This window comes from Psychrobacter sp. LV10R520-6 (assembly GCF_900182925.1).
GTDB lineage: Bacteria > Pseudomonadota > Gammaproteobacteria > Pseudomonadales > Moraxellaceae > Psychrobacter.
The window spans coordinates 1,942,581-1,965,466 of record NZ_LT900024.1 but is presented as its reverse complement, the minus strand read 5'-3'; the positions used below and the strand labels follow the sequence as shown (position 1 = coordinate 1,965,466).

At 42.7% G+C, this 22,886-nt stretch carries 20 protein-coding genes and 1 pseudogene; 19 read left to right on the top strand and 2 right to left on the bottom strand.

The features are described 5' to 3' along the window. Positions 1 to 16: 16 nt before the first annotated feature. The 4 genes from U1P77_RS08145 to U1P77_RS08130 are packed head-to-tail and all read left to right on the top strand — an operon-like array spanning position 17 to position 4,802. Complete coding sequence (locus U1P77_RS08145; RefSeq protein ID WP_321154537.1) at positions 17 to 1,066, top strand: DUF58 domain-containing protein; 1,050 nt, start codon at positions 17 to 19, stop codon at positions 1,064 to 1,066. After that, positions 1,063 to 3,423 (top strand): transglutaminase TgpA family protein, encoded by a 2,361-nt coding sequence (locus U1P77_RS08140; RefSeq protein WP_321154536.1) that lies wholly within the window; start codon positions 1,063 to 1,065, stop codon positions 3,421 to 3,423. The genes U1P77_RS08145 and U1P77_RS08140 overlap by 4 nt, the downstream gene beginning before the upstream one ends. A gap of 59 nt (positions 3,424 to 3,482) precedes the next feature. After that, on the top strand, positions 3,483 to 4,250 hold the full coding sequence (locus U1P77_RS08135) for a class II aldolase/adducin family protein (protein WP_321154535.1): 768 nt from the start codon (positions 3,483 to 3,485) through the stop codon (positions 4,248 to 4,250). Positions 4,251 to 4,271: 21 nt separating this feature from the next. Further along, positions 4,272 to 4,802, top strand: coding sequence for an alpha/beta fold hydrolase (locus U1P77_RS08130; protein ID WP_321154534.1), 531 nt, complete (start codon positions 4,272 to 4,274; stop codon positions 4,800 to 4,802). Between the two features lie 53 nt (positions 4,803 to 4,855). Here U1P77_RS08130 and U1P77_RS08125 read toward each other — a convergent pair whose 3' ends face one another. Beyond that, positions 4,856 to 5,770 carry a LysR substrate-binding domain-containing protein gene (locus U1P77_RS08125; protein ID WP_321154533.1) on the bottom strand — a complete coding sequence of 305 codons (915 nt, stop codon included), beginning with the start codon at positions 5,768 to 5,770 and terminating at the stop codon, positions 4,856 to 4,858. A 105-nt stretch (positions 5,771 to 5,875) separates the two neighbouring features. Between U1P77_RS08125 and U1P77_RS08120 the strand changes: the two genes are divergently transcribed. Next, complete coding sequence (locus tag U1P77_RS08120) at positions 5,876 to 7,042, top strand: TauD/TfdA family dioxygenase (RefSeq protein WP_321154532.1); 1,167 nt, start codon at positions 5,876 to 5,878, stop codon at positions 7,040 to 7,042. A 59-nt stretch (positions 7,043 to 7,101) separates the two neighbouring features. Next, positions 7,102 to 7,251, top strand: a pseudogene (locus U1P77_RS08115) (helix-turn-helix domain-containing protein); the annotation flags it as partial. A gap of 1,252 nt (positions 7,252 to 8,503) precedes the next feature. On the opposite strand, the gene U1P77_RS08110 reads toward U1P77_RS08115, so the two are convergent. Further along, positions 8,504 to 9,292, bottom strand: coding sequence for an IclR family transcriptional regulator domain-containing protein (locus U1P77_RS08110; protein ID WP_321154531.1), 789 nt, complete (start codon positions 9,290 to 9,292; stop codon positions 8,504 to 8,506). Between the two features lie 48 nt (positions 9,293 to 9,340). Between U1P77_RS08110 and U1P77_RS08105 the strand changes: the two genes are divergently transcribed. The 13 genes from U1P77_RS08105 to U1P77_RS08045 all read left to right on the top strand — a co-directional run bounded on the left by U1P77_RS08105 (position 9,341) and on the right by U1P77_RS08045 (position 22,803). Then, positions 9,341 to 10,699 (top strand): lyase family protein, encoded by a 1,359-nt coding sequence (locus U1P77_RS08105; protein WP_321154530.1) that lies wholly within the window; start codon positions 9,341 to 9,343, stop codon positions 10,697 to 10,699. Positions 10,700 to 10,978: 279 nt separating this feature from the next. After that, complete coding sequence (gene dctP, locus U1P77_RS08100) at positions 10,979 to 12,040, top strand: TRAP transporter substrate-binding protein (protein ID WP_321156661.1); 1,062 nt, start codon at positions 10,979 to 10,981, stop codon at positions 12,038 to 12,040. 80 nt (positions 12,041 to 12,120) lie between these two features. Beyond that, complete coding sequence (locus U1P77_RS08095; protein WP_321154529.1) at positions 12,121 to 13,041, top strand: TauD/TfdA dioxygenase family protein; 921 nt, start codon at positions 12,121 to 12,123, stop codon at positions 13,039 to 13,041. Between the two features lie 12 nt (positions 13,042 to 13,053). Then, positions 13,054 to 13,833: a class II aldolase/adducin family protein gene (locus U1P77_RS08090; protein ID WP_321154528.1), complete on the top strand. Its 780-nt coding sequence runs from the start codon at positions 13,054 to 13,056 to the stop codon at positions 13,831 to 13,833. Between the two features lie 443 nt (positions 13,834 to 14,276). Beyond that, positions 14,277 to 15,485 (top strand): 3-oxoadipyl-CoA thiolase, encoded by a 1,209-nt coding sequence (gene pcaF / locus U1P77_RS08085; protein WP_321154527.1) that lies wholly within the window; start codon positions 14,277 to 14,279, stop codon positions 15,483 to 15,485. A 2-nt stretch (positions 15,486 to 15,487) separates the two neighbouring features. Then, positions 15,488 to 16,660: an alpha/beta fold hydrolase gene (locus tag U1P77_RS08080; RefSeq protein WP_321154526.1), complete on the top strand. Its 1,173-nt coding sequence runs from the start codon at positions 15,488 to 15,490 to the stop codon at positions 16,658 to 16,660. Positions 16,661 to 16,723: 63 nt separating this feature from the next. Then, the gene (pcaH, locus tag U1P77_RS08075) at positions 16,724 to 17,452 is read left to right on the top strand and encodes a protocatechuate 3,4-dioxygenase subunit beta (RefSeq protein WP_321154525.1); all 729 of its coding nucleotides are present in this window, start codon (positions 16,724 to 16,726) and stop codon (positions 17,450 to 17,452) included. A 3-nt stretch (positions 17,453 to 17,455) separates the two neighbouring features. Continuing rightward, entirely contained in the window at positions 17,456 to 18,079 is a 624-nt protein-coding gene (gene pcaG, locus U1P77_RS08070) for a protocatechuate 3,4-dioxygenase subunit alpha (RefSeq protein WP_321154524.1), read from the top strand. Between the two features lie 73 nt (positions 18,080 to 18,152). After that, complete coding sequence (gene pobA, locus U1P77_RS08065) at positions 18,153 to 19,343, top strand: 4-hydroxybenzoate 3-monooxygenase (protein ID WP_321154523.1); 1,191 nt, start codon at positions 18,153 to 18,155, stop codon at positions 19,341 to 19,343. A gap of 167 nt (positions 19,344 to 19,510) precedes the next feature. Further along, complete coding sequence (locus U1P77_RS08060; RefSeq protein WP_321154522.1) at positions 19,511 to 20,182, top strand: 3-oxoacid CoA-transferase subunit A; 672 nt, start codon at positions 19,511 to 19,513, stop codon at positions 20,180 to 20,182. Further along, complete coding sequence (locus U1P77_RS08055) at positions 20,182 to 20,829, top strand: 3-oxoacid CoA-transferase subunit B (RefSeq protein ID WP_321154521.1); 648 nt, start codon at positions 20,182 to 20,184, stop codon at positions 20,827 to 20,829. Before U1P77_RS08060 ends, U1P77_RS08055 begins: the two co-directional genes overlap by 1 nt. Before the next feature lie 160 nt (positions 20,830 to 20,989). Continuing rightward, complete coding sequence (locus U1P77_RS08050; RefSeq protein WP_321154520.1) at positions 20,990 to 21,517, top strand: TRAP transporter small permease; 528 nt, start codon at positions 20,990 to 20,992, stop codon at positions 21,515 to 21,517. Further along, the gene (locus tag U1P77_RS08045) at positions 21,514 to 22,803 is read left to right on the top strand and encodes a TRAP transporter large permease (protein WP_321154519.1); all 1,290 of its coding nucleotides are present in this window, start codon (positions 21,514 to 21,516) and stop codon (positions 22,801 to 22,803) included. Before U1P77_RS08050 ends, U1P77_RS08045 begins: the two co-directional genes overlap by 4 nt. Positions 22,804 to 22,886 lie beyond the last annotated feature (83 nt).

Sequence of the window (22,886 nt, the reverse complement as noted above, 5' to 3'; positions counted from 1 at the left end):
CATAGATAGGGTGGTCATGAAGATTTTACCACGCAATTTAACCCAACCACTAACAGCTGCGCTAGCCCGTTGGTTTGCCAAGCGTGCTCCCAAAAGCGACAGCGCAACCCTTAACTTGCGCAATGTTTATATCTTTTTTAGCCGCGAAGGCATGCTCTTTGCTTTGCTATTAGTGATTACCTTTATTGCTGGTATCAACTATGGTAATAATTTGGTGCTGGGCTTGTGCTTTTACTTAGTGAGTGTCTGGCTGATAAGCTTTCATGTGACCTTTGCGCATATTTCTGGCCTGCAAGTGCGCTTGCTTGAAGTCACGCTGGCAGAGGCAGGGGAACCCATCTGGGTAACGCTACAGCTGCGCAGTGAGAGTCGGCAACCCAGACGCCAGCTGGCTTTTAGTTTTGAGCAGCGTGTTGATAAAAACTTGTCTCAGCAAACCAATAATAGACAAGATGACAGTAAATTGAGCGGTGACGATAATAGACCAGTATTGCTACCGCGCTTGCAAGAACAGCAAATTATTCGTCTGTCTGTGCCTACCAATCATCGTGGTCAGTTTGAGCTGCCACGTCTACAAATTAAGACGGTTTATCCGCTAGGCATTATGCGCGCATGGTCTTATGTATATTTTGAGCGCACAGCGTGGGTTTATCCCAAACCATTAACGTTTGACTGGCAGGCACAGTATTTAGCAGCCAGTACCGAGGATTTGCCAACAGGCGGTCAGTATACTCAAGGTCAAGATGACTTTGAACGTCTTGATAATTACATTGAAGGCGAGTCGCTGGCGCGCGTCTCTTGGGCTCATGTCGCACGGGGTCAGGGTATGTTTACCAAGCATTTTGCCGACCCTGTGGGTCATGAACAAACCTTAGATTATGCAGATATGCCAGCGGCGCATCACGAACAAAAACTGGCACAATTGGCTTATGGCGTACGTACTCTCGGTCAGCTTGGCGTGCCTTTTCAAATGCAACTGCCTAATGAAGCACAATCGGCCGCAGCTATTGGTCAAGGTGACCCGTTTGCACAAGCATGTTTACTAAGGCTGGCAAAAACACTATGACCATAAAATCTTCTAAACCCTCTAAACCAGCCTTTTCAAAACAACCCTCTTCTACAACCAATGTCCTTTGTGAGCCATCTTTTGAGAAATTGGCGCTAGGTCAGCGATCTGGTATTGATAATGCTGTAGACCATTCAACATCAGATATTTCGACATTAGATGGTGTCATAGATAACTTGTCAATCAATTTGGCAGTCAAATCAAGGTGGTATAACAAGTTATTGGCACTACCAGCCTATTATTGGGTACTGATCACACAATTTATCGTCATTCTGCCTCATGCGGCTCATTTGCCACTCTGGCTAATGGGGTTTGCACTGGTCAGCATTATTGCGCAATTGCCCCGTATCAAAGCTAAATTTAAACAAGTGCGTCATCTCAAGCGGCTTTATCAAGGCATGCAAATGCTCGGATTTTTATTGGGGCTGGCAGGTTTATGGCTGACCTATAACACTGCATTTGGCCTCGATATGGGCGTGGCATTCTTAGTGTTATGCCTTATCAGTAAGCTGTGGGAGTTGTATAAGCGCCGTGATGCGTATGTGGTGTTGAATTTATCGCTGTTTGTGCTTGCTGCGCTGTTTTTGATGGATCAAGGATTGCTTACCACTTTAGAAGTAATTGTGGGCGCAGTCGTTATTTTATTGGCATTTATCGCGCTCAATGATGACGGCAATATCCGCGGTGATGGACGCTTGCGTACCTTAGGTGTGTTGGGAATTGGGGCATTGCCATTATTGGTGGTGCTGTTCTTATTCTTTCCACGTCTGCCACCCTTGTGGTCAGTGCAGCTATCAGGACAGCAAGCAACGACCGGCGTTTCTGATAGCATGTCACCTGGCGACTTTGCCAATCTAAGTCAATCAACTGCGCTTGCTTTTCGCGTCGAGTTTGAGAACAACCGGCCACCACAAGAACAACTTTACTGGCGCGGCTTGGTATTTAGTGACTTTGATGGGGTGACATGGCGGCCTAATCGTGAGCAACAGCAGCAATGGGATTCTGAACAGCAAAGGCCTCAATGGGTAGAGCGCTCCCTGGCTACCGCGCCTGATGAAGTGAGACTTGACCCTATTAGCTATGAAGTTATCTTAGAGCCGACTCAGCAGCGCTGGTTATTTGGTCTTGATTATCCTTTTACGCAGCAGCAAGATATTAGTCTTACCTCCAACTTTACTTTACTTAAAAATCAGCCCGTTACTCAGCAGCTACGCTATGAGGTATTGCGTTTTGCGCCTATGCGTATTGACCCTATCCTCGATGCGGCTTCTCGGCGTATTAATCTGGCGCTACCAAGCCAAGGTAATCCACAAGCTCGTACGCTTGCCAAGCAGCTGTTTGCGCAGTCAGGCTCAGATCCAGTGCGCTATATGCAGGCGATTGAACGCTGGATCAATCAAACTGAGTTCCGCTACACACTATCACCACCTAGACTCAACACTAACCGTATCGATGAGTTTTTATTCGTTACCAAAGCAGGATTTTGTGAGCATTATTCGTCAAGCTTTACCTTTATGCTACGAGCTGCCGGTATTCCGGCGCGAGTGGTTGCTGGTTATCAAGGCGGTGAGCTGAGTCGCGGCGGTAACGTGTGGGAAGTGCGGCAAATGGATGCCCACGCGTGGACTGAAGTATGGCTCGATGGACAAGGATGGGTACGTGTTGATCCGACTGCTTTTGTTGCGCCTGAACGAGTCGAGCAGGGAATGGATGCGCTGACTCAGACGCAAGGTGCGGCCATGTTCGGCGACGGTGCTAGTGCACAAATCAGCTATCAGCAGTATCAAATGTTGCAAACCTTGCGCCGCTTATCGGATCAAGCCAGCTATTATTGGCAAAAAGACATCGTCGGTTATGATCAGGACAAACAAGCTAGCGCGCTGTTAAAGTGGCTTAACATTAGCTCAGTCATGCAGCAAATCGTTTGGCTGGCGGGCAGCGCTATTACCGTGATGAGTATTTTGGCGCTTATGATTTGGCAGCGCCGGCGTAAGCGTTGGCATCCAGCAGATCTACCCTTAGTTCGGCTATCTAAACGTCTTGGCAAACGTGAAGAGTCGCTAAGCCGTTATGATAACGAAGGGCAGTTGGCTTGGCTTGAGCGTTTATCACTCTCTCTAAACTCGGCTACTCTAAATTCAGCTGATTTAAAGAGTGAAGCGGGTAAAGACAGTAAACGCGACACTACTATGTTAGATAAAGGCAATACAGAGTCTGCTCAACAAAAAAGTATTGATAAGATTAAACAAGACTACCGCCAGCTGCGTTATGGACGTATAAGTACACTTAAGACCAATGACCGCAAGTATCAACAAGCGCTACAGCAGCTTAAGAAAAATGTGCAGACGTTATGGTAAATCTAAGGTATATTCATAGTATCTAAATCACAACAACTAAAACAGTTAGGGATAACGTAATGCAAACTGATTCAGTGCCGAGTGTACAACATAATGTAACCGAACAAGAGTGGCAAATGAGAGTAAATCTTGCCGCTTGTTATCGACTGATTGCCTCATATGGTTGGGATGATTTAGTATTCACTCATATCTCTGCACGAGTGCCAGATACTGAGGATGAATTTTTAATTAACCCTTATGGCTTATTGTTTGAAGAGATTACCGCCTCTAACTTAGTTAAAGTGAATCAAGCGGGTGAAAAGGTGTCGCCATCAGAATATGACGTTAATCCGGCGGGATTTACCATTCATAGTGCTGTGCACGAGGCTCGTAGCGATGCTCATTGTGTGCTCCATTTGCATACCAGTGATGGCGTCGCTGTGTCTACTCAGAAGCAAGGCTTACTGCCTATATCTCAGCAATCGTTATTTCCGTTATCTAACTTGGCGTACCACGACTACGAAGGGATCGCATTAAACCCTGAAGAAAAGGTGCGTCTAGTCGCTGACTTGGGCAATGCCCACTTTATGATTTTACGCAATCATGGCTTACTCACTTGTGCCAGCAGCGTCGCGGATGCATTTTTATACATGTATATCATGCAAAAAGCATGCGAGATCCAAATCAAAGCGCAAAGTAGTGGCAATGAATTGACACCCATACCAGCACAAATATTAGCGGGTATCCAAGCCGCGTCAGATGAAGTGACCAAAGGCGCAAATGGTGATATTGCTTGGCCTGCCTTATTAAGAAAATTGCGCCGAACCGATCCCTCATTTGAGGAATAATCCAGTTAGGATACTCTAGTTATGAAAACCTTGAGTGAATGGCAACAGCAGGGACAATTCGAGTCCATTAACGGTCAGCAAATTTTTACTCGTCAGGCGGGGGATAAAAATGCGCCAGTATTATTGTTAATTCATGGGTTTCCTAGTGCCAGTTGGGATTGGGAAGGCATGTGGGATGAGCTCACGCAACATTATTACGTGATTACCCTCGATATTGCGACACCACCAACCCCGGAGGTCATCGACGCTCTATGGCAACTGCTAACTCACAATAATGGTTTAGCAGTGAGTCACAAATTGATTAACTACATCCCCCAACGTAAGCAGCACCGTGAACGCTGGGTGGGTGCAATTATTAATAGCACGGTACCCGTTAAACTGATTGCCGGTGCCAAAGATCCCATCTCGGGCCAGCATATGATCGACAATTATCGTAAATTGATCCCTAATGCCAATATTACCGTAATGCCTGAGTTAGGCCATTACCCGCAAATAGAAGATGCCATCGCTATTACAGCTGCTTATCTGCAGTTTAGGAATAGTATTGGCTAAACGATAAAATATAACAGCAAAGACTCAAAGCACCAATCTGTGAACCGCCTCGACTATATCAGAGGCTGTTTTATGACAGAGTGTAATCCCAATTCATTCAATAACCATTCCTTGAAGACGGTTGCAGACTTGGACAGAGGCATTCCTTTTGGGTAGGCCAAATAATAGTTTTCTTCCGTTTCAAGACAGATATCAAAAGGTGCCAGTAGTTTTCGACTGTCTGCTTGATCTGTAAAGAAGTCCGGATAGCTCAGAAAAACACCCAATCCCGATTCACCCATCGACATTCCTGCTGCTAGATTATCAATCTTATGATAGAGAATATCGGCATTAGCCGTTTCAACCTCAGCTTGTTGAAACCAACCTTGCCAGCCCTGACGGTTACCTAAAACTTCTAGAAGCGGTAGGCATAATAGGTCACTAGGGTCACTTAGCTGATGAGCAAGTTTGGGTGCGCAGTAAGGTGTCAGTTCGGGTGTAAATAACGGATGTAGCTGCATGCCAGACCAGTCACCGTTGCCATGTATTATAGTGATATCAGCCGGACTGCGATTAAACTCATTGTCCCAGTTGGCATGGACAAGCTGTAATTTAAGTCCGGGATACTGCGCGCAAAAACGGCTTAGTCTAGGGGAGAGCCACATTATTGAAAAGGCGATATTTACTTCAATCACCAGACGACCTTTACCCAGTGGAGAGAAGATATCAGAGGTATGACGTTGCAAGTTGCTGATTGCACTCTGTACAACGGGTAAATAGGCCATGCCACTGTTGGTTAAATATACGGTGCGATGTTCTCGGACAAACAACGGCTCACCTAAGTGATACTCTAAAAGCCGTATCTGTTGGCTCACCGCAGACTGAGTGAGATGCAACTCTCTCCCTGCAGCACTAAAATTGAGCAGTCTTGCTGCTGCTTCAAATGTTTTTAGCCAGTTTAGTGGGGGAAGATCAGCGCGTTTATTCATTAGCTTTGCTTATCAAGTGGGTCATAATTCATTGTTTGAATAAGTAATCTTAGAAATATACCATGGAGTAGATTTTTACGCTATGTATATGCAAGGTCCGCTTAAATGAAAATGCTCCAATCAGAACTATCCACAGATATCTCAGCAGTAACCGATCTTCATATAGAATCGGTTAAGCTAATTGACCGCGCCATTCAAGTACGCTGGAGTGACGGCATTGATACGGCCTATCATTACATCTGGCTGCGTGACAACTGCCCATCAGCCTTCCATCCACAGACAGGCGAGCGCAGCTTTGATCTGCTGAGCATCTCGCAAGACATCCATCCGTTATCAGTCTCTTTTGATGCAGGGACGCTTACTATCGAGTGGTCTGAACAACAACATATCAGCTGCTTTGAGCAAAGCTGGTTGCGTCAGTTCTGTTATTCTGGTGAATTGGCCAAAGATCATAGCAGTAGTTATCAAAGTTGGGGCTGCGAATTTATTGACCGAATTCCGGTGTACAACCAGCAGGACATCATGACCAGTGACAGCGCTCTATATGAGTGGATGAGCGCTTTGGATAAATATGGGCTAACTATTATTAACGGTATGCCGGATGACTCTGAAGCCGTTGTGCAGACGGCAAAGCGAATCGATTATCTGCGTCAGACTAATTTTGGAATGACTTTTGATGTGGTATCAGAAAAATCACCGATTAATGTGGCTTACACGTCTCTCTCATTGCCATTACATACTGACCTACCAAATCAGGAATTACCTCCAGGATATCAGTTCTTACATTTCTTGAGCAATGAAAGTGTGGGTGGCGAATCTACTTTTGTGGATGGTCTAAAAGTACTGGAAAGGCTGCGAGAAGATCAGCCTGAGTATTTCCGGCTGCTTGCTGAGTATGCAATTCCATTCCGCTTTCACGACCAAGCCCATGATATTCGTCAACACCATCGAGTAATTAACCTAGACAACTTTGGCAATATTGTTGAAATCAAATACAACGCTCATATCGCGGATATCTTTGATCTGCCTGGCGAGGTTATGTATGACTACTACATCGCTTATCGTGAGCTCATGGGGCGGCTAAAAGATGCTCGCTATAAAATTGAGCTGAAGTTGACTGCTGGTCAAATGGTGGTATTCGATAATCGACGGGTATTGCACGGCCGTAACGCATTTGATGAAAATGTTGGCGAACGTCGTCTCAGAGGGTGCTATGTTGACCGCTCAGAATTCAAAAGTCGTTTGAGAATACTGGGCAAGCAACTGGCTTAGAAATACTATCCAGCCATCTGATCCGGATAAGTGTGTGAAACGATGCAGTTAGGGCGACAGGTATAAGTAAGTCAACGATGCATAAGATTTATAATGAACAATCTACAAGGATTAACTTCGATACCATCGATAGTTTATGCAGGTTTTTAGAAGTAAAAGTAGGCGACATATTTGAGTATGTTGATGAGCATGAAGACAAATCAGAGTGAAAATTAATGATTATAAAGGAAATAATGTAGAAAATAGAGTAGTGGTCATTTCATTATCTTTTTACAGTCTCAAAATTAATGTGAGGCACAAGTTGGGCACAAGGAATTTAAGGGCGTAGCTAACAGTTTGACATCTTCTTAATCATCCTACATATCTGTCAACGTAACTCCCTGAAAAACAGACAAAAAAATTCCCAGTCGTTAAACTGGGGATTTTTGAATCCGGTAGGCATAACTAGATTCGAACTAGCGACCTCTACCATATCAATACTGAGGCACCATTTTTCTTTATCTCACAACGTCAAACAAAGTATAACTCGTAATTCAGTAACCATCAATTAACAGTGTTTTTGACCTCTACCTTAAGACTGATGCTCACCAATAAACAGTTGATCTTCAATAAAATGTTTATAACTTTCATTAACATATACATTTTTTAAACTTCATTTTTATTAATTCGGTTGAATTATCTCCATTCAACAAGCTTAATATCTGAAGAATAATAACGACTCTAGTTCGTTCAAAACTGATTTAACTGATTGAATACGCCCATGAGTGTTATGTGAGCTTAGTAGAACAGATTGGATAACTGACGTGTTTGAACCAAACAGATTGGGACGTCTTAAAAAACATGCTTCCGAAGAAAAGATTATATGTAGTATTAAAAGAGCTTCCTACCTTATATATAGCTCTGTAAAGTGAAGGTAGTACTGAGTTTATGAGTAGTATCCTATAAACAATTAATTCAATGTTGTTTGATATGCTGGTAGCTATCGATAAAAATATTATGAGGAACAACGTAATATACAGCAGCAGGGTATTGCTAAAGCGGAAAGCAAATAAGCGGGGCGTAAGGTTAACAATGAGAAAAGCGAGATCGTTGCAAACTTGCTTAATAATAGTTACGGATATTCAAAAAATCACAAATTGCTTTCGTTAGCTGATAACAACATTATCTAAAGAGCTTAATTATATAAATAATCATAATTATTATAAAAAATTCTGACTATGTATTATCAATTCAGTAAATGCAGATTCTGAAAGGTATGTCAATTTAGTTTGATTTTTCTCGTAGATCTAACCTAAATTATCTAGGTCAGATCTCAATATTTTGTCAGGCTCATGGGCTAAGTTTTAAATATTGATGGATAATATAAACTGAAAAATCAACACGGCATAAAATTAAGAACCATCTACTACTTTGATCAGTATTACATTTAAAACTAGATAAATGGCACTCAACAGCTGCCAATCAGATATAGTAGGTTTGAATTTTTGCGGCACAATCATGTAAGATTGGCAAGAACTCTCCAATTAAAACTTCATTAGAAATACGCATGGCATTGGTGCTAATATTAATCGCACCAATTAATTCGTTGTTTGATTTATAGACTGGAAGAGCAAGCGATCGTAAACCTGTATCTAACTCTTGATCTACAACGACATACTGTTGTTCTTTAACCTGTCTTAGCATCTGACGAAATTGCTTACGGTCGGTAATACTATATGGTGTGTGCGGTGTTAGCTCAACTTTATCAATATAGTTTTCGAGCTGGTTGCTAGGAAGGTTAGCAAGGATAGCACGGCCCATAGAGGTATAGACAGCTGGTAGTCTCGTGCCAATAGACAAGGTTATAGATAATAAGCGATGTTCAGCTGCAGAGCGTGCTATATAAACCACTTCATCACCATTCAACACTCCAAATGAACAGGATTCCCCTGTCTTTTCGGTCACGCGTTCTAAGTAAAATTGAATTATATCGTGATGATGCACACTATTTAAATAACTTGCGCCTAGGCTTAGGGTTTTGGGTGACAAACTAAACTGACGCTTATTTTTATGAACGTAACCGAGTGCGTGCAATGTCAATAGATAACGTCGAGCTTTTGCTCTACCCATCTTGGTGCGTTCGGCCACTTCGCTTAGAGTCATAACAGAGTGATTTTCATCAAAGGTCAGTAATACGCTCAGACCTCCCGCAAGAGAGGCAACAAAATCTGGGCTATCGAAGAGTATTTTCTTATCTTGTTCGTTGTCCATACTTCGTTATCCACACTATTTAATATTTACTAAAACTAGGGATTCTAAATGAAAGTTGCTCAATTAATCAATCAACCTTTTGTACACCCTGATATTGCTCAAGACTTTTCGGCTCGCTTTTTTGTTAAAGCTATGTTGGATTTTGAACTGGCCATCATAGAAGTCAGAGAAAATAACGGCCTTGTTCCTGATAAAACGCTACAAAAATCTAAACAAGCGTTAACGTTAGATTTGTTTGATATTGATGCGATTGGGGCAGAAACTTATCTTGGTGGCAATGCAGCCATTCCTTTTGTGGCACAAGCCAAAGCCTTGTTACCTCAAGAAATAAAACCGTATTTTCATCAGACGGTGACCAGTCAGGATGTAATTGATACAGCGATGATGCTGATGCTCAAACCAGCACTAAAACATATCAACCAAGACTTAATTGATGTGCTAAAAGCCTGTGGAATATTGATTGAAAATCATCGCGCTACTCCAATGGCGGGTAGAACCTTAATGCAACAAGCTCTACCGATTACCTTTGGAGCGAAAATCTCACAGTGGGCATCATCGTTAATCGCTGTCATACCAAATTTAGCAAAATTAGAGCGCTCAGGATTTTATTTACAATGGGGTGGTCCTGTTGGAGTTAGTAATGTAGATAATGAAAATTATGAATTGCCTCAACAAGTCGCAGAATTGCTTGGATTATCAACGCCGTTACTCCCCTGGCATACTAATAGACAACCTATTCATGCGATAGCTTCTACATTAGATGCCTGTGCTGGCGCGATGGAAAACATCGTCGAAGATATCGCCTTAATGTGCCAATCTGAGTTGGGCGAAGTAGCTGAGCCAGCTATTAAAGGTATGGGTGGCTCATCATCAATGCCCCATAAACGCAACCCTGTGTTATGTGCCTTAATTAAAACAGCTACTTTGAGAATGCATGGGCACTTGAGCGTGATTAGCAACACAACGGCTCAACCTTTTGAGCGCGCGCTAGGTCAATGGCATGCGACTTGGGTACCTTTAACTGAAGGTGTGGCTTTAGTCGCTGGCGCCACAGCCTATTTAAAAACTTTGTTACATGGACTGCAAGTCTACCCTGAGCGCATGGCAGCTAATCTTGATTTAAATAGCGATGCTTATCTGGTTGAAAACTTGAAGCAGCATTTTTCAACCGATCAGGATCAACTCTATCCTTTGATAGAGCAAGCCAGTCAAGAAGCGCATGTCAATCACCAGGGGTTTTCACGAATCTTTCTAGCCTTACTAGCAAAACAACCGATAAATCTGGACGGTAACAGTGGCGAACTTGAAACAATTCTATCTCCTCTAACATACTGTGGTGCAGCGGATAGGCAATGCCAAGTAACACTGGAAGCGATTGATAAATTAATTCTGCTTTTAGCTATATAACTGTGTTGACAGAAGAATAGAAAAGGTATAATTTAGTTCATTATACGAACAGTAATTCTAATGTAGAACAAATAGTACCGAGTTACTAAAGCTATTAAGAGCGAAATACGATGACAATCTGTATTTGTCATCAAAAAATATCAGCAGTAAACCACTACAATAGCTTTTCAGCTAAAATTTGTCCTGATGATTTGCTTTCAGAAGTCATCAAAGCAGTGTTTTAAAATGTGCCTAACTTTATATTAGAATCATTTGTAACCATCAAAAAAGGAATTTATGATGAAGAAAACTCCCCTAGCTAGTATGGTATTGGCAGCTTTAATTGCTCTTACTGGCTGCTCGCAATCGAACGATACAGCCGTTGGTGATAATTCAGCTGTGAACTCTGAGAATGAGACAGTATTACGTTTTTCACATTTTTGGCCAGCTACTTCTGCAACCCATAAAGATATTTTTGAACCTTGGGCAAGAAAGGTTGAAGAAGAGTCAGATGGTAGGCTTAAGGTTGAGATTTACCCTTCAGCGACTCTCAGTTCAGCTGATAGTACATATGAATCAACTGCTAACGGAACTATTGATATAGGCTCACAAGTTCAAGGTTATTCAAACGGCCGTTTTCCACTGACTCAAATCGCAGAACTCCCAGGTCTCTCTAATTCAGCAACGCAAATGAATTGTATGTTACAGACTTTGTATGATGATGGGGTTATATCAAGCGAATATGAAGATACGCATTTACTATTTATGATGGGGACTGGTCCTGGAGGAATCCATACTATTGATAATCCTATTCGCAAACCAGAAGACTTAAAAGGCTTGCGTATGCGTCGTCCTTCGGCTATTGCTGGTGATATTATTGAATCTGCAGGGGGAACGCCTGTCGGTTTACCTGTCACTGATCTTTATACCTCTCTTCAACGTGGCGTTTTAGATGGCTTAAGTCTTCCATGGGATGCTGTAGGTGCATTTAAACTCAATGAACTTGTAAATACACACACAAATATGCCTTTTTATAGTTCTGCTATCTTGGTTACTATGAACAAAGATAAGTATGAGAGCCTACCTGACGACCTTAAAAAAGTCATCGACGACAACTCCGGTAAAGAGATGGCTGCTGTTGCGGGTAAAGTTTTTGATGGGGAGGATGACAAGTTTATGGCTGAGGCAAAAGCTAAAGGTGACATTATGATAGACATTCCTGATCCATTGAACGACCCTGCATGGAAAGGTCCATTGGAAGCAGGAACTAAAAAATACTTAAAAGATGTTGAAGATCTTGGATTAGATGCACAAACTGTTTATCAAAAAGCTAAAGAAGCTAGTACTGCATGTGAGTCCTAAGCTGTAAAATTTCAAACTGATTTGACACTAAAAGATATAATCTATTGTTAATTTTTAATAAATTTTAAAGGATTAAAATTATGAGAAATATTACGCACCCAACGGGACTCTTTGATAATAGTGCTAGAGACTATAAGCATATCACTGCTCTTCCCTTAGCATCAGCTATGGGAGCAGAAATACAAGGGGTGGATCTAAGTAATGTAAGTGATGACGCCATGGCTGAGATTCAAAATGCATTATATAGGCACAAACTTATCTTTTTTAGAGACCAAGACATATCTTTTACGGACCATGAAAATTTAACCCTTAAGTTTGGTGAGTTCGGAACTGATGCATACACTAAAGGTGTCGTTGGTCATGAGAACATTCAACCGGTCATTAAAGAAGCTAGTACTGAAACAAAAATGGTGTTTGGTAGTGGCTGGCACACAGATTCAGCATTTTTAGAGTGTCCGCCTTCAGTGGCTATCAACTACGGAATAGACATGCCTCCTTATGGCGGAGATACGTTATTTGCAAACTCTGTTCTAGCTTATAATAGTTTAAGCCCAGCAATGAAAGAGATGATAGACCCTCTTAAAGTATGGATGAGCGCTAAGCATGTTGTTGCCTCTATGCAAGCTGAAAAACAATCCAAAAAACCAAGAAAAGATGGTGAGTTAGGAAGTCTGGAACTTGATGTAGATACCCAAAAGATGATAGAAGGCTCATATCATCCATTGGTTAGGACACACCCCGTCTCAGGTGAGAAGTCATTATATGTCGATAAAACTTATGCCTGTGGTATAGAAGGGATGACAGAGGAAGAGTCACGACCTCTACTTGATTTTTTATCTAGTTTTGCCACCCAAGAATCTTTTGTCTGTAGGCTAAAATGGCATAACAATACATTAATCATGTGGGACAACAGAATCTGTCTACATCAAGCTTTTAATGACTATGACGGCTACAGAAGAGAAATGTATCGTGCAGTGGTAATGGGCGAGAAACCAGAATAAAAGGATAATACCATGGAAGATATTTTTGAATCCACAGTCACCCCTCCCGGGTATAGTGATGTTGAATGGAAAGCCAGAGTAGACTTGGCATTATGCTATAGGATGGTTGATTATTATGGTTGGACAACACAAGTTTATAATCATATTTCATACAGGATACCGGGAACTGAGCATTTATTAATTAATGCATTTGGACTTTTATATAGTGAAATAAAACCGTCAAATTTAGTAAAAATCGATTTTGATGGAAACAAGGTTGATGATTCGCCCTATCCCATAAATAAAGCGGGTAATGTTATTCACACGGCCATTCATCAAGGCCGGCCAGATATACATTGTGTCATGCATACACATAGCATTGATGTTCAAGCGGTGAGTTCTTTGAAATGTGGTTTCATTCCATTATTTCAAGAAGCTTTCATGTTCTATGACAGAATCGGATATCATGATTTTGAAGGCATTGTTTTAGATGCCAATGAACAGCAAAGGTTAGTATCTTCAATTGGACCTACGAATCATACTTTGATGCTTAAAAATCACGGTGTGATAACCACTGGTCCCGATGTTGCATGGGCATTTATGAGAATGTACCAAATGATTCAAGGTTGTGCCGTACAGCTTAAGACCATGGCCTCAGGTGGAGAGTTAAATGAAATCAGTGAAGAGGCTATGAAACTAACAAGAGAGCAGTTTGAAGGCGGTGATGCTCAAGCGGGTGCTCAAGTTAGACTTCCTGAATGGCCGGCTTACTACCGATTGATGAACAGACTTGATCCAAACTGGGATAAGTAAGGCAGAAGAAGGGCGTATATTTTTAAAGTAAGCACGCTTATTTTTTGACGTGGTGACGTTAATGTAGTGAAAAAAGACCCAGACTTGGGTTTTTTTTATCGCAAAAATACTACAGGCTATGGGTGCCAGTTCTATAGTCAGCGAAATGTAAAACTGCTACGGTGTTAGACTCGCTTGCTGTACCTGTTGTACTATCGGCACTCATTTGCCTTGTAGTAGTAATAAAGTTTTTTACTATATTTTAGAATAGTTACTATATTTCAAATCGGTACCAAACCAGTCTTAGGTAATAAAAAGGAACAATTAGGTTGACAGAGGAATGGAAAAGGTATAATTTAATTCACTATACGAACAATAATTCTAATGAAGAACAAATTAAGTGACGCCAGTTAAGCGATACCAATCAAACTAAACCATGCTAATAGAGCCACTAGGAGAGAAACATGACAGCAGTCTATATTTGTCATCCAAAACGATCAGCAGTAGGCCGCTATGGTGGCTCTCTAGCCGATATTCGTCCTGACGATTTGCTTGCACAAGTCATCAAAGCCGTACTGGACGATGCGCCTGACTTTGATCACAATGCGATTGAAGACGTTTTCATGGGATGCGCGAACCAAAGTGGTGAAGACAATCGTAATGTGGCACGCATGAGTAGCTTGTTATCTGGTTTAACAGAAAAAGTGCCGGCAACGACTATTAATCGTTTGTGTGGTTCTGGTTTGGATTCAGTAGGAACTGCTTTTCGTGCCATTGTTAGTGGCGAAATGGAATTAGCACTGGCTGGTGGCGTTGAATCAATGACCCGTGCTCCATTTGTCATAAGTAAGGCAGAAAAGGCTTATGATCGCCGTCAAACATTGCAAGACACTACTATGGGCTGGCGTTTTATCAATAAAAAATTGGATGCAATGTATGGCACAGAAGCGATGCCACGCACAGCGGAAAATCTAGCAGAAAAATTCAATATCTCTCGCGAAGATCAAGATACTTTTGCGTTATGGTCGCAACAAAAAGCTGCACAAGCACAAAATGACGGTCGCTTAGCCGCTGAGATTACGCCCATTAGCATTGAAAGGCGTAAAAAAGAACCGCTTATCGTTGATAAAGACGAACATCCACGTCCAGAAGCGGATATGGCGGCCTTAGCAAAACTACGCCCCTTATATGAAAACGGTAGTGTGACCGCTGGTAATGCTTCTGGCATAAATGATGGCGCTGCAGCCATGTTAATTGCCAGTGCCGCAGCCGTAAAGAAGTATGGTTTAACGCCTATGGCAAAAATCGAAGGCATGGCCACTGCTGGAGTGCTACCAACGATTATGGGTATTGGTCCGGTACCCGCAACTCAGAAATTATTAAAGCGTCTCAACCTCCATTTAGATGACATTGACATTATTGAACTCAATGAAGCCTTTGCGGCACAAGCATTGGCTTGTTCACGAGAGTTGGGGCTAGAGGATCGTGATCCACGCATTAACCCTAAAGGTGGCGCTATTGCGTTAGGTCACCCGCTTGGCGCCTCTGGGACACGTATCTTGATTTCTGCCATTCATGAATTACAACGCACTAAAAAAGATCGGGCGCTCTGTACCATGTGTATCGGCGTTGGGCAGGGAATTGCCTTGATAGTTTCACGAGTAGGAGAATAACAATGACATTTTTAGCAACAGACGCCCATTTTATGGCGTATCAAGATAGCGGCGAGACCTATTTGCCAGCTCTATTCATGGCGCATCCATTAGGGATGAGTCGTGATGTTTGGGATGAGGTATGTGATCAATTACACGGACATTATCGTTGTATTCGCTGGGACTTACCGGGACACGGTAGCAGCGGAGTAGCACAACAAGGGGTATCAGCAGAAATACTCGCCCGTGATGTCCTTCATTTGGCAGATACTTTAGAGATTCAAAGCTTTAATTTTATCGGTACGTCAATCGGTGGCGTCATTGGCCAGAGCTTGTGTCAGATAGCGCCGCAACGTTTACAGCAAGTTTGCCTCACCAACACTGGTGCTGTAATCGGTACTAAGGAAGCATGGGCAGAGCGCGCTGAGAATGTGCGTCGTTTGGGCTTAGCTGAAATGGCTGAAATGATTGTGCCGCGTTGGTTTTCGCCAGACTATGTCAAGCAGTATCCTGAAGTGTTACAAGGCTGGAAAATACAATTAGCACGCAGTGATAATGAAAGCTATGCCAAACTCTGCGAAGCCTTAGCACAAGTCGATAATAGTGAAAAATTAGCAGATTATGCCGATAGTATTGCTTTACTGGCCGGTTCAGAAGATGTGTCTACGCCACTAGCAGCTTTAGAAGGCTTGCAAGCTGCTTTTCCTGATGCACAGTTAACCGTATTTGAAGGTTCAGGTCACGTGCCATCGATTGAAATGCCAAGTCAATTAACCGATTATATTCAAACCAATGCTGCGCGCGCGACTGTCGGTGAAACAGGCATTACCTACGAGCAAGGGCTAGTGCAACGCAAGCGTATTCTTGGTGAAGCGCATGTCGAACAAGCGACTAAAAATGCCACCACATTAGACAACCCATTCCAACAATTTATCACGCGCAGTGCTTGGGGAGAGTTGTGGGGAGATAGCAGTTTAACTGTACAACAACGCAGTATGGTGACCACTGCTATATTAGCTGCGCTTGGACGTGATGGTGAGTTAGGACTACATTTGCGCACCGCGCACCGCTTGGGCATTAGTGAAGCACAGCTGCGTCAGGTACTGATTCATGTGGCCATTTATGCTGGCGTACCAGCAGCCAATCATGCATTTTCTTTAGCCAAGGATAATGGTTGGGGTGAATCAATTTCTTAATAGTGTATACATTAAAAATATTCTATAAATAAAGTTCGCTTTATAAAAATGGAGATAACCATAATGAGTCATAACTACCCTTATTTCCTTGCTCGTGATCGGGCATGGCAACCGGCACAATATACGCCAGGTTATAAAACCTCAGTAGCCCGTTCGCCAAATCAAGCCTTGGTCAGTATCCAAAATGCCAGTCCGTCAGAGCGCAGTGGCCCTGTTTTTAACGGTTTAGAAATCGGTCAATACGACAATGATTTATTGATGAATTTACGCGCAGAAGGTGATCAAGCAGGCTTGCCCATTGGTGAGCGCATTATTATACATGGTCGGGTGATTGACCAATTCGGTAAACCCGTACCTAATACCCTAATTGAGATGTGGCAAGCTAATGCTGGTGGTCGTTATCGGCATAAAAAAGACAGCTATCTTGCGCCCCTTGATCCTAATTTTGGTGGTGTAGGTCGTTGTATTACCGATGCGGATGGTCGCTATCGTTTCCGCACGGTGCGCCCGGGTCCATATCCATGGCCAAATGGGGTCAATACTTGGCGTCCTGCTCATATTCACGTGTCAGTCATGGGAGCCTCAATCTCAACACGCTTGATCACGCAACTGTATTTTGAAGGGGATCCTTTGATTCCACAGTGTCCAATCGTGCAAGTATTAAAAGATCCTGAAGCTGTTGAAACGATGATTGCACGTTTCGATATGTCTATGAGTAAACCTATGGATTACTTGGCGTATCGTTTTGATATTGTCGTTCGCGGCGCATTACAAACCTATTTTGAGGAGTAAGACATGTATAGCCAATACAAATTACAAGATGAAACCGGTTTATTGCGTGAAACAGCCTCACAAACGTCAGGCCCTTTTGTTCATATCGGCTTAGCGTTAGAAATTGCTGGTTTTGAGGCGCGTGCAGACGAGATATGGCAAGATTTGGCCAGTGATGATGCTGAAGGTGAGCATATTGAATTGGTAGGTTACGTCTATGACGGCAATGGTGATTTGGTGCGTGATGCCCTAATTGAAATCTGGCAAGCGGACAGTCAAGGTGATTATCTGACTGATTTTGACAATAAAAAACCATTTCGTAGTTTTGGTCGTAGCGCCTGTGCTTTAGATGGTGAGTTCCATTTTAATACCGTCAAACCAGGTCAAGTCGACTTTGATGGTAAGACAATGGCGCCTCACGTCAATATCGCTGTTTTTGCCCGTGGTATTAATCTGCATCTTCAAACCAGAGCATACTTTAATGACGAGCAAGAAAGCAATAAAAACTGCCCAATCTTAACTGGTGTTCCGTCGCCAGAACGTCGTAAGACCTTGATAGCAGTCAAAGAAGAAGGTGAGGGTAAACCTCGTTATCGTTTTGATATATGCCTACAAGGTGATAGCGAAACTGTCTTTTTTGACTTTTAATATCAAAGCGTTTCATAAGCAGTGAACACACTTAATTAGCAATCACATTTAATTAGACAATGAGAGGGATTTCATGACTAACAAAACTAAAGTGGCCATTATTGGTGCAGGTCCGTCTGGCTTATTGCTCGGTCAGTTACTGACTAAAGCTGGAATAGACAATATTGTTTTAGAGCGCCAAACCGCAGAATATGTCTTAGGACGTATCCGTGCGGGTGTTTTAGAACAAGGTACCGTAGATTTAATTCGTGAAGCGGGTGCGGGTGCGCGCATGGATGAAGATGGATTAATCCATACGGGGACTGACTTTAGTTTCCAAGGCGAGCACCATCATCTAGATATTGAAAAATATAGTGATGGCAAACATGTGATCGTCTATGGTCAAACTGAAGTCACTCGTGATTTGATAGCTGAGCGTAAAAAAGACGGTGGCGTCACTATTTATAAAGCAGATAACGTGAAGCCACACGATATTGAATCAGACAAGCCTTATATTACTTATGAACATAATGGTGAGTCACTGCGTTTAGATTGTGATTATATTGCAGGGTGTGATGGTTTTCATGGTGTGTCACGAAAATCTATCCCTGCAGACAAGATAGAAGAATATGAGAAAGTTTATCCATTTGGCTGGTTGGGTTTGATGAGTGACACACCGCCAGTTAATGATGAGCTGGTTTATTGTGCCCATGAGCGTGGTTTTGCCTTATGTTCAATGCGTTCCGCAACTAGAAGTCGCTATTACATACAAGTGCCTGATACCGATAAAATTGAAGACTGGACTGAAGAAAAGTTTTGGGATGAGTTAAAACTCCGTATTCCAGCAGAAATGGCTGAACGCTTAGTCACTGGCCCCGCACTAGAAATGAGTATCGCGCCATTGCGTTCTTATGTCTGTGAAACCATGCAATATGGCAAGATGTTTTTAATAGGGGATTCTGCACATATCGTACCACCAACCGGCGCTAAAGGACTGAACCTTGCCGCGAGTGATGTGGAAACCGCATTCCGTTTATTTGTAAAAATATATGAAGAAGGCCGTACCGATCTAATTCCCCGCTATCAAGAAGTATGCCTAGCACGTGTTTGGAAATCGGTACGCTTCTCTTGGTGGATGACCACGCTCTTACATCGTTTCCCAAGTGCCAGTCGTTTTGATTTTCGGGTACAACAGGCGGAATTTGACTACTTCATTAATTCGGAAGCAGGGAAGACAAACATTGCTGAGAACTATGTCGGGTTACCACTTGAGAAGTTAGAGTGATCTAAATGAGTTAGATTAGTCAACTTAGATCTAGCCAGTCTAAGCATGGCAATTACTGGGTATCTCCTACTTATCCGCTCGATATATTAAATGCCATAATTCATTATGGCCAGTTATCTTAATCGGGCGTATGAGGAGGTGTACCCCTGTTTATATAGGATGATTCAATGTTAAATAAAGTGACAGAGTCTGCCGCCAAAGCCGTGAGTAATATCCATGATGGGGCGACCATCTTGATAGGCGGTTTTGGATTGGCAGGTCAACCAGCAGAATTGATCGACGCGCTAATCGAGCATAATGCTAAGGATCTAACGATTGTTAGTAATAATGCGGGTAATGGTGATACGGGACTGGCTTTGTTATTAAAAGCAGGGTGTGTGCGTAAAATTATTTGTTCTTTCCCCCGCCAACATGATTCGCATATCTTTGATGATTTATACCGAGCTGGAAAGATTGAACTTGAAGTGGTGCCGCAAGGGTCTTTGACGGCACGACTTGAAGCGGGTGGGAGTGGTCTTGGCGCCATTTATACGCCGACCGCGTATGGGACTCTGCTTGCTGAGGGTAAGGAAACACGCACCATTGATGGTGTGAATTATGTATTGGAATATCCGATTAAAGGTGATTTTGCCCTCATTAAAGCATTTAAGGGTGATCGCTGGGGTAACTTAACTTATCGTAAAGCTGCACGCAACTTTGGGCCCATTATGGCCACAGCATCGAAGCACACGATTGCCCAAGTCAGCGAAGTGGTCGCGTTAGGCACTTTAGATCCTGAGCATATTGTTACGCCGGGTATTTTCGTCCATGAAGTCGTGTGTATGGGAGCAAAGACATAATGAATAATTATACACCCTGGTCAGTTGATGAGATTGCCAAGTGGGTCGCTCAAGATATTGAAGAAGGCATGTATGTTAATTTAGGTATTGGTCAGCCAACGAAGGTCGCTGGCTTCTTGCCTGAAGATAAAGACATTTTTTTACACAGTGAAAATGGTGTTTTAGGGATGGGACCTGAACCTGCCGAAGGTGAAGAGGACGGCGATTTAACTAATGCTGGTAAACAGTACATTACTTTGCTTAAAGGCGGTAGTTACTTTCACCATGGCGATTCTTTCACTATGATTCGCGGTGGCCATATTGATTTATGTGTCCTTGGTGCCTTTGAAGTTGCTGAAAACGGAGATATTGCTAACTGGTTTTTAGGTCGACCACAAGACATTCCAGCAGTGGGTGGCGCAATGGATCTAGCCGTTGGTGCTAAGGAAGTTTACGTAATGATGGACCATGTCAGCAAGAATGGTGCGCCTAAAATTGTTGAGACACTCAATTTACCTATCACTGGTGAAAGATGTGTTGATCGAATCTATACTGATTTAGCGGTGATTGATGTTACCGATCAGGGATTGGTGGTTCGTAAGAGGGTCGCTGGTTTAACTTTTGATGAGTTACAAGCCAATACGGGTGCTAAGCTAATACAACAATGATTTAGAACACGACCTAAAAGCAGTAAAATCTCTAACCATCAAGAAAGGATTCTAAGATGAAAAGAAATCTATCTTTTGGAGCAGTGCAAGCTGCTCTGCTTACCATATCTAGCTGCTTCAATAGCATTTCATCAGCTTTTGATAAGGTAGGAGTTGTCACATGGTATTTTTAGTCAAAGTCAGTAATTTTATTTCAAGATTATGTCAGTTCATTGGTGGTGTCAGCTTAATCATCATTGTTGTCGCCACTATTGCAGATGTTGCCACTCGTTATTTATTCAAGCTCACTGGTGGTGAGCTTGGGTTCACTATTAAAGGAGGCGTGGAGATTGTCTCTTATTTCATGCTTTTTGCGCTACTGGCTGCATTTGCCGCCTTTGTGGAACGTTCCCAGATTATAGTAGACGTTTTTACCCAAAAGATGCCGCAGTCTATTAAAGGCTACATGATGGGTACCTTTATGATGGGGTTTTTCTTAATAGGTATCGTGTTCACATGGGGCCTATATGAGAGTGCAGTCGATGCCGTTCATTTCGGTAAAGTGACTCAAGATCTTAGAATCTCAATGATGCCCATTTATGCCCTAAGTTCGTTCTTAAGTGCCTTGCTCGCTATTCGCGCCCTTATCGAATCCATTAATATTTTCAAAACGGGCGAGTTCTTTGACGCCGAGGAGACCGGCGCATGAGTTCAGAAATTATTGGTGCTATCGGTTTAGTATGCATGATTTTATTAGTCGTCGGCAGGGTACCTGTTGCTTTGGCGATGTTAGGGGTAGGGTTAGTGGGCTTTGGGGCAGTAACCTCGCCTAGTGGCGCTGTACAAATGCTAAAAGATATTCCGGTAGATGTCTTAGCAAAGTATGATTTTAGTGCCATTCCTTTGTTTATATTAATGGGGGTTTTTGCTACTCATTCTGGTATGGCGACCAAACTATTCGATTCTACCCGTACTATTTTTGGTGGTGTTAGAGGCAGCCTTGGTATTGCTGGCATTGGCTCATCAGGTATCTTTGCTTCTATTTCAGGATCCTCGTTAGCGACTGCTTCTACTATGGCGCGAGTGGCATTGCCACAAATGGAAAAACATGGTTACCAGCCGGGTTTTGCCTGTGGGGCTTTAGCCGCAGGTGGTACCTTAGGGATCATGATTCCACCGAGTATCGCGCTTCTTGTCTATGCTATCTTGACCCAACAATCAGTTGGCGATATGTTTATTGCTGGGTTTTTACCGGGTATTTTAGGCATAGTCATGTACTCTATTACCGTTATGATCATGGTGCGCTGGAAGCCACATCTGGCGCCGCGCGGCGAGCGAACCCCGTGGAAAGCTAAAATAGTGTCTTTGACAGGTCTTATCCCTTTTAGCTTTATTTTTATTGTTATTATTGCTGGTATTTTCTTTGGATTATTCACCCCCACTGAAGGTGCCGCAGTAGGGGCGTTTGCTTCTTGGGGCTATGCTGTTGTTAAAGGTATGAGAATGGATGGCCTAAAGCGCTCATTAATTGAGACCTTAGCATTATCTGCGGTCGTATTCTTTATGCTGTTAGGCGCAGAAGCCCTTGGCTACTTCATTTCTGTATCGCGAATGTCTAATACGCTCGCAGCATGGATTGGTGGTTTGGACGTTAGTCCAATGATCGTTTTAATCTGCATCTTGATCATGTACTTTTTGCTTGGGCTGTTTATGGATGCCTTAGCGATGTTGGTGATTACCATTCCTGTGGTATACCCAATTATTCTAGCATTAGGCTTTGATCCCGTTTGGTTTGGTATTATTACGGTATTAACCGTAGAACTTGGGCTTATTACCCCGCCAATGGGCATGAATATCTTTGTGATTAAAGCGGTGGCACCGCATATTAAGCTTGCCGATATGTTTCGCGGGGTGGCGCCCTTCATTGTCTCTGACTTGATTCGATTGGTTATTTTGGTTGCTTTCCCGGTGATATCGGTTGGGCTATTAAGCTAATAGATGTGTAGACAATAATAGTTAGTGTGTTGTTGTGAGTTCTAATGGCTATATTGGTGTGAGTATGGCCTTTTCATGGCTAG

What these genes read in the sequence shown, in the direction of transcription:
- U1P77_RS08145 (WP_321154537.1), top strand. Translation starts at nt 17, where the DNA reads ATGAAGATTTTACCACGCAATTTAACCCAACCACTAACAGCTGCGCTA.
- U1P77_RS08140 (WP_321154536.1), top strand. Translation starts at nt 1,063, where the DNA reads ATGACCATAAAATCTTCTAAACCCTCTAAACCAGCCTTTTCAAAACAA.
- U1P77_RS08135 (WP_321154535.1), top strand. Translation starts at nt 3,483, where the DNA reads ATGCAAACTGATTCAGTGCCGAGTGTACAACATAATGTAACCGAACAA.
- U1P77_RS08130 (WP_321154534.1), top strand. Translation starts at nt 4,272, where the DNA reads ATGAAAACCTTGAGTGAATGGCAACAGCAGGGACAATTCGAGTCCATT.
- U1P77_RS08125 (WP_321154533.1), bottom strand. Translation starts at nt 5,770, where the DNA reads ATGAATAAACGCGCTGATCTTCCCCCACTAAACTGGCTAAAAACATTT.
- U1P77_RS08120 (WP_321154532.1), top strand. Translation starts at nt 5,876, where the DNA reads ATGAAAATGCTCCAATCAGAACTATCCACAGATATCTCAGCAGTAACC.
- U1P77_RS08110 (WP_321154531.1), bottom strand. Translation starts at nt 9,292, where the DNA reads ATGGACAACGAACAAGATAAGAAAATACTCTTCGATAGCCCAGATTTT.
- U1P77_RS08105 (WP_321154530.1), top strand. Translation starts at nt 9,341, where the DNA reads ATGAAAGTTGCTCAATTAATCAATCAACCTTTTGTACACCCTGATATT.
- dctP (WP_321156661.1), top strand. Translation starts at nt 10,979, where the DNA reads ATGAAGAAAACTCCCCTAGCTAGTATGGTATTGGCAGCTTTAATTGCT.
- U1P77_RS08095 (WP_321154529.1), top strand. Translation starts at nt 12,121, where the DNA reads ATGAGAAATATTACGCACCCAACGGGACTCTTTGATAATAGTGCTAGA.
- U1P77_RS08090 (WP_321154528.1), top strand. Translation starts at nt 13,054, where the DNA reads ATGGAAGATATTTTTGAATCCACAGTCACCCCTCCCGGGTATAGTGAT.
- pcaF (WP_321154527.1), top strand. Translation starts at nt 14,277, where the DNA reads ATGACAGCAGTCTATATTTGTCATCCAAAACGATCAGCAGTAGGCCGC.
- U1P77_RS08080 (WP_321154526.1), top strand. Translation starts at nt 15,488, where the DNA reads ATGACATTTTTAGCAACAGACGCCCATTTTATGGCGTATCAAGATAGC.
- pcaH (WP_321154525.1), top strand. Translation starts at nt 16,724, where the DNA reads ATGAGTCATAACTACCCTTATTTCCTTGCTCGTGATCGGGCATGGCAA.
- pcaG (WP_321154524.1), top strand. Translation starts at nt 17,456, where the DNA reads ATGTATAGCCAATACAAATTACAAGATGAAACCGGTTTATTGCGTGAA.
- pobA (WP_321154523.1), top strand. Translation starts at nt 18,153, where the DNA reads ATGACTAACAAAACTAAAGTGGCCATTATTGGTGCAGGTCCGTCTGGC.
- U1P77_RS08060 (WP_321154522.1), top strand. Translation starts at nt 19,511, where the DNA reads ATGTTAAATAAAGTGACAGAGTCTGCCGCCAAAGCCGTGAGTAATATC.
- U1P77_RS08055 (WP_321154521.1), top strand. Translation starts at nt 20,182, where the DNA reads ATGAATAATTATACACCCTGGTCAGTTGATGAGATTGCCAAGTGGGTC.
- U1P77_RS08050 (WP_321154520.1), top strand. Translation starts at nt 20,990, where the DNA reads ATGGTATTTTTAGTCAAAGTCAGTAATTTTATTTCAAGATTATGTCAG.
- U1P77_RS08045 (WP_321154519.1), top strand. Translation starts at nt 21,514, where the DNA reads ATGAGTTCAGAAATTATTGGTGCTATCGGTTTAGTATGCATGATTTTA.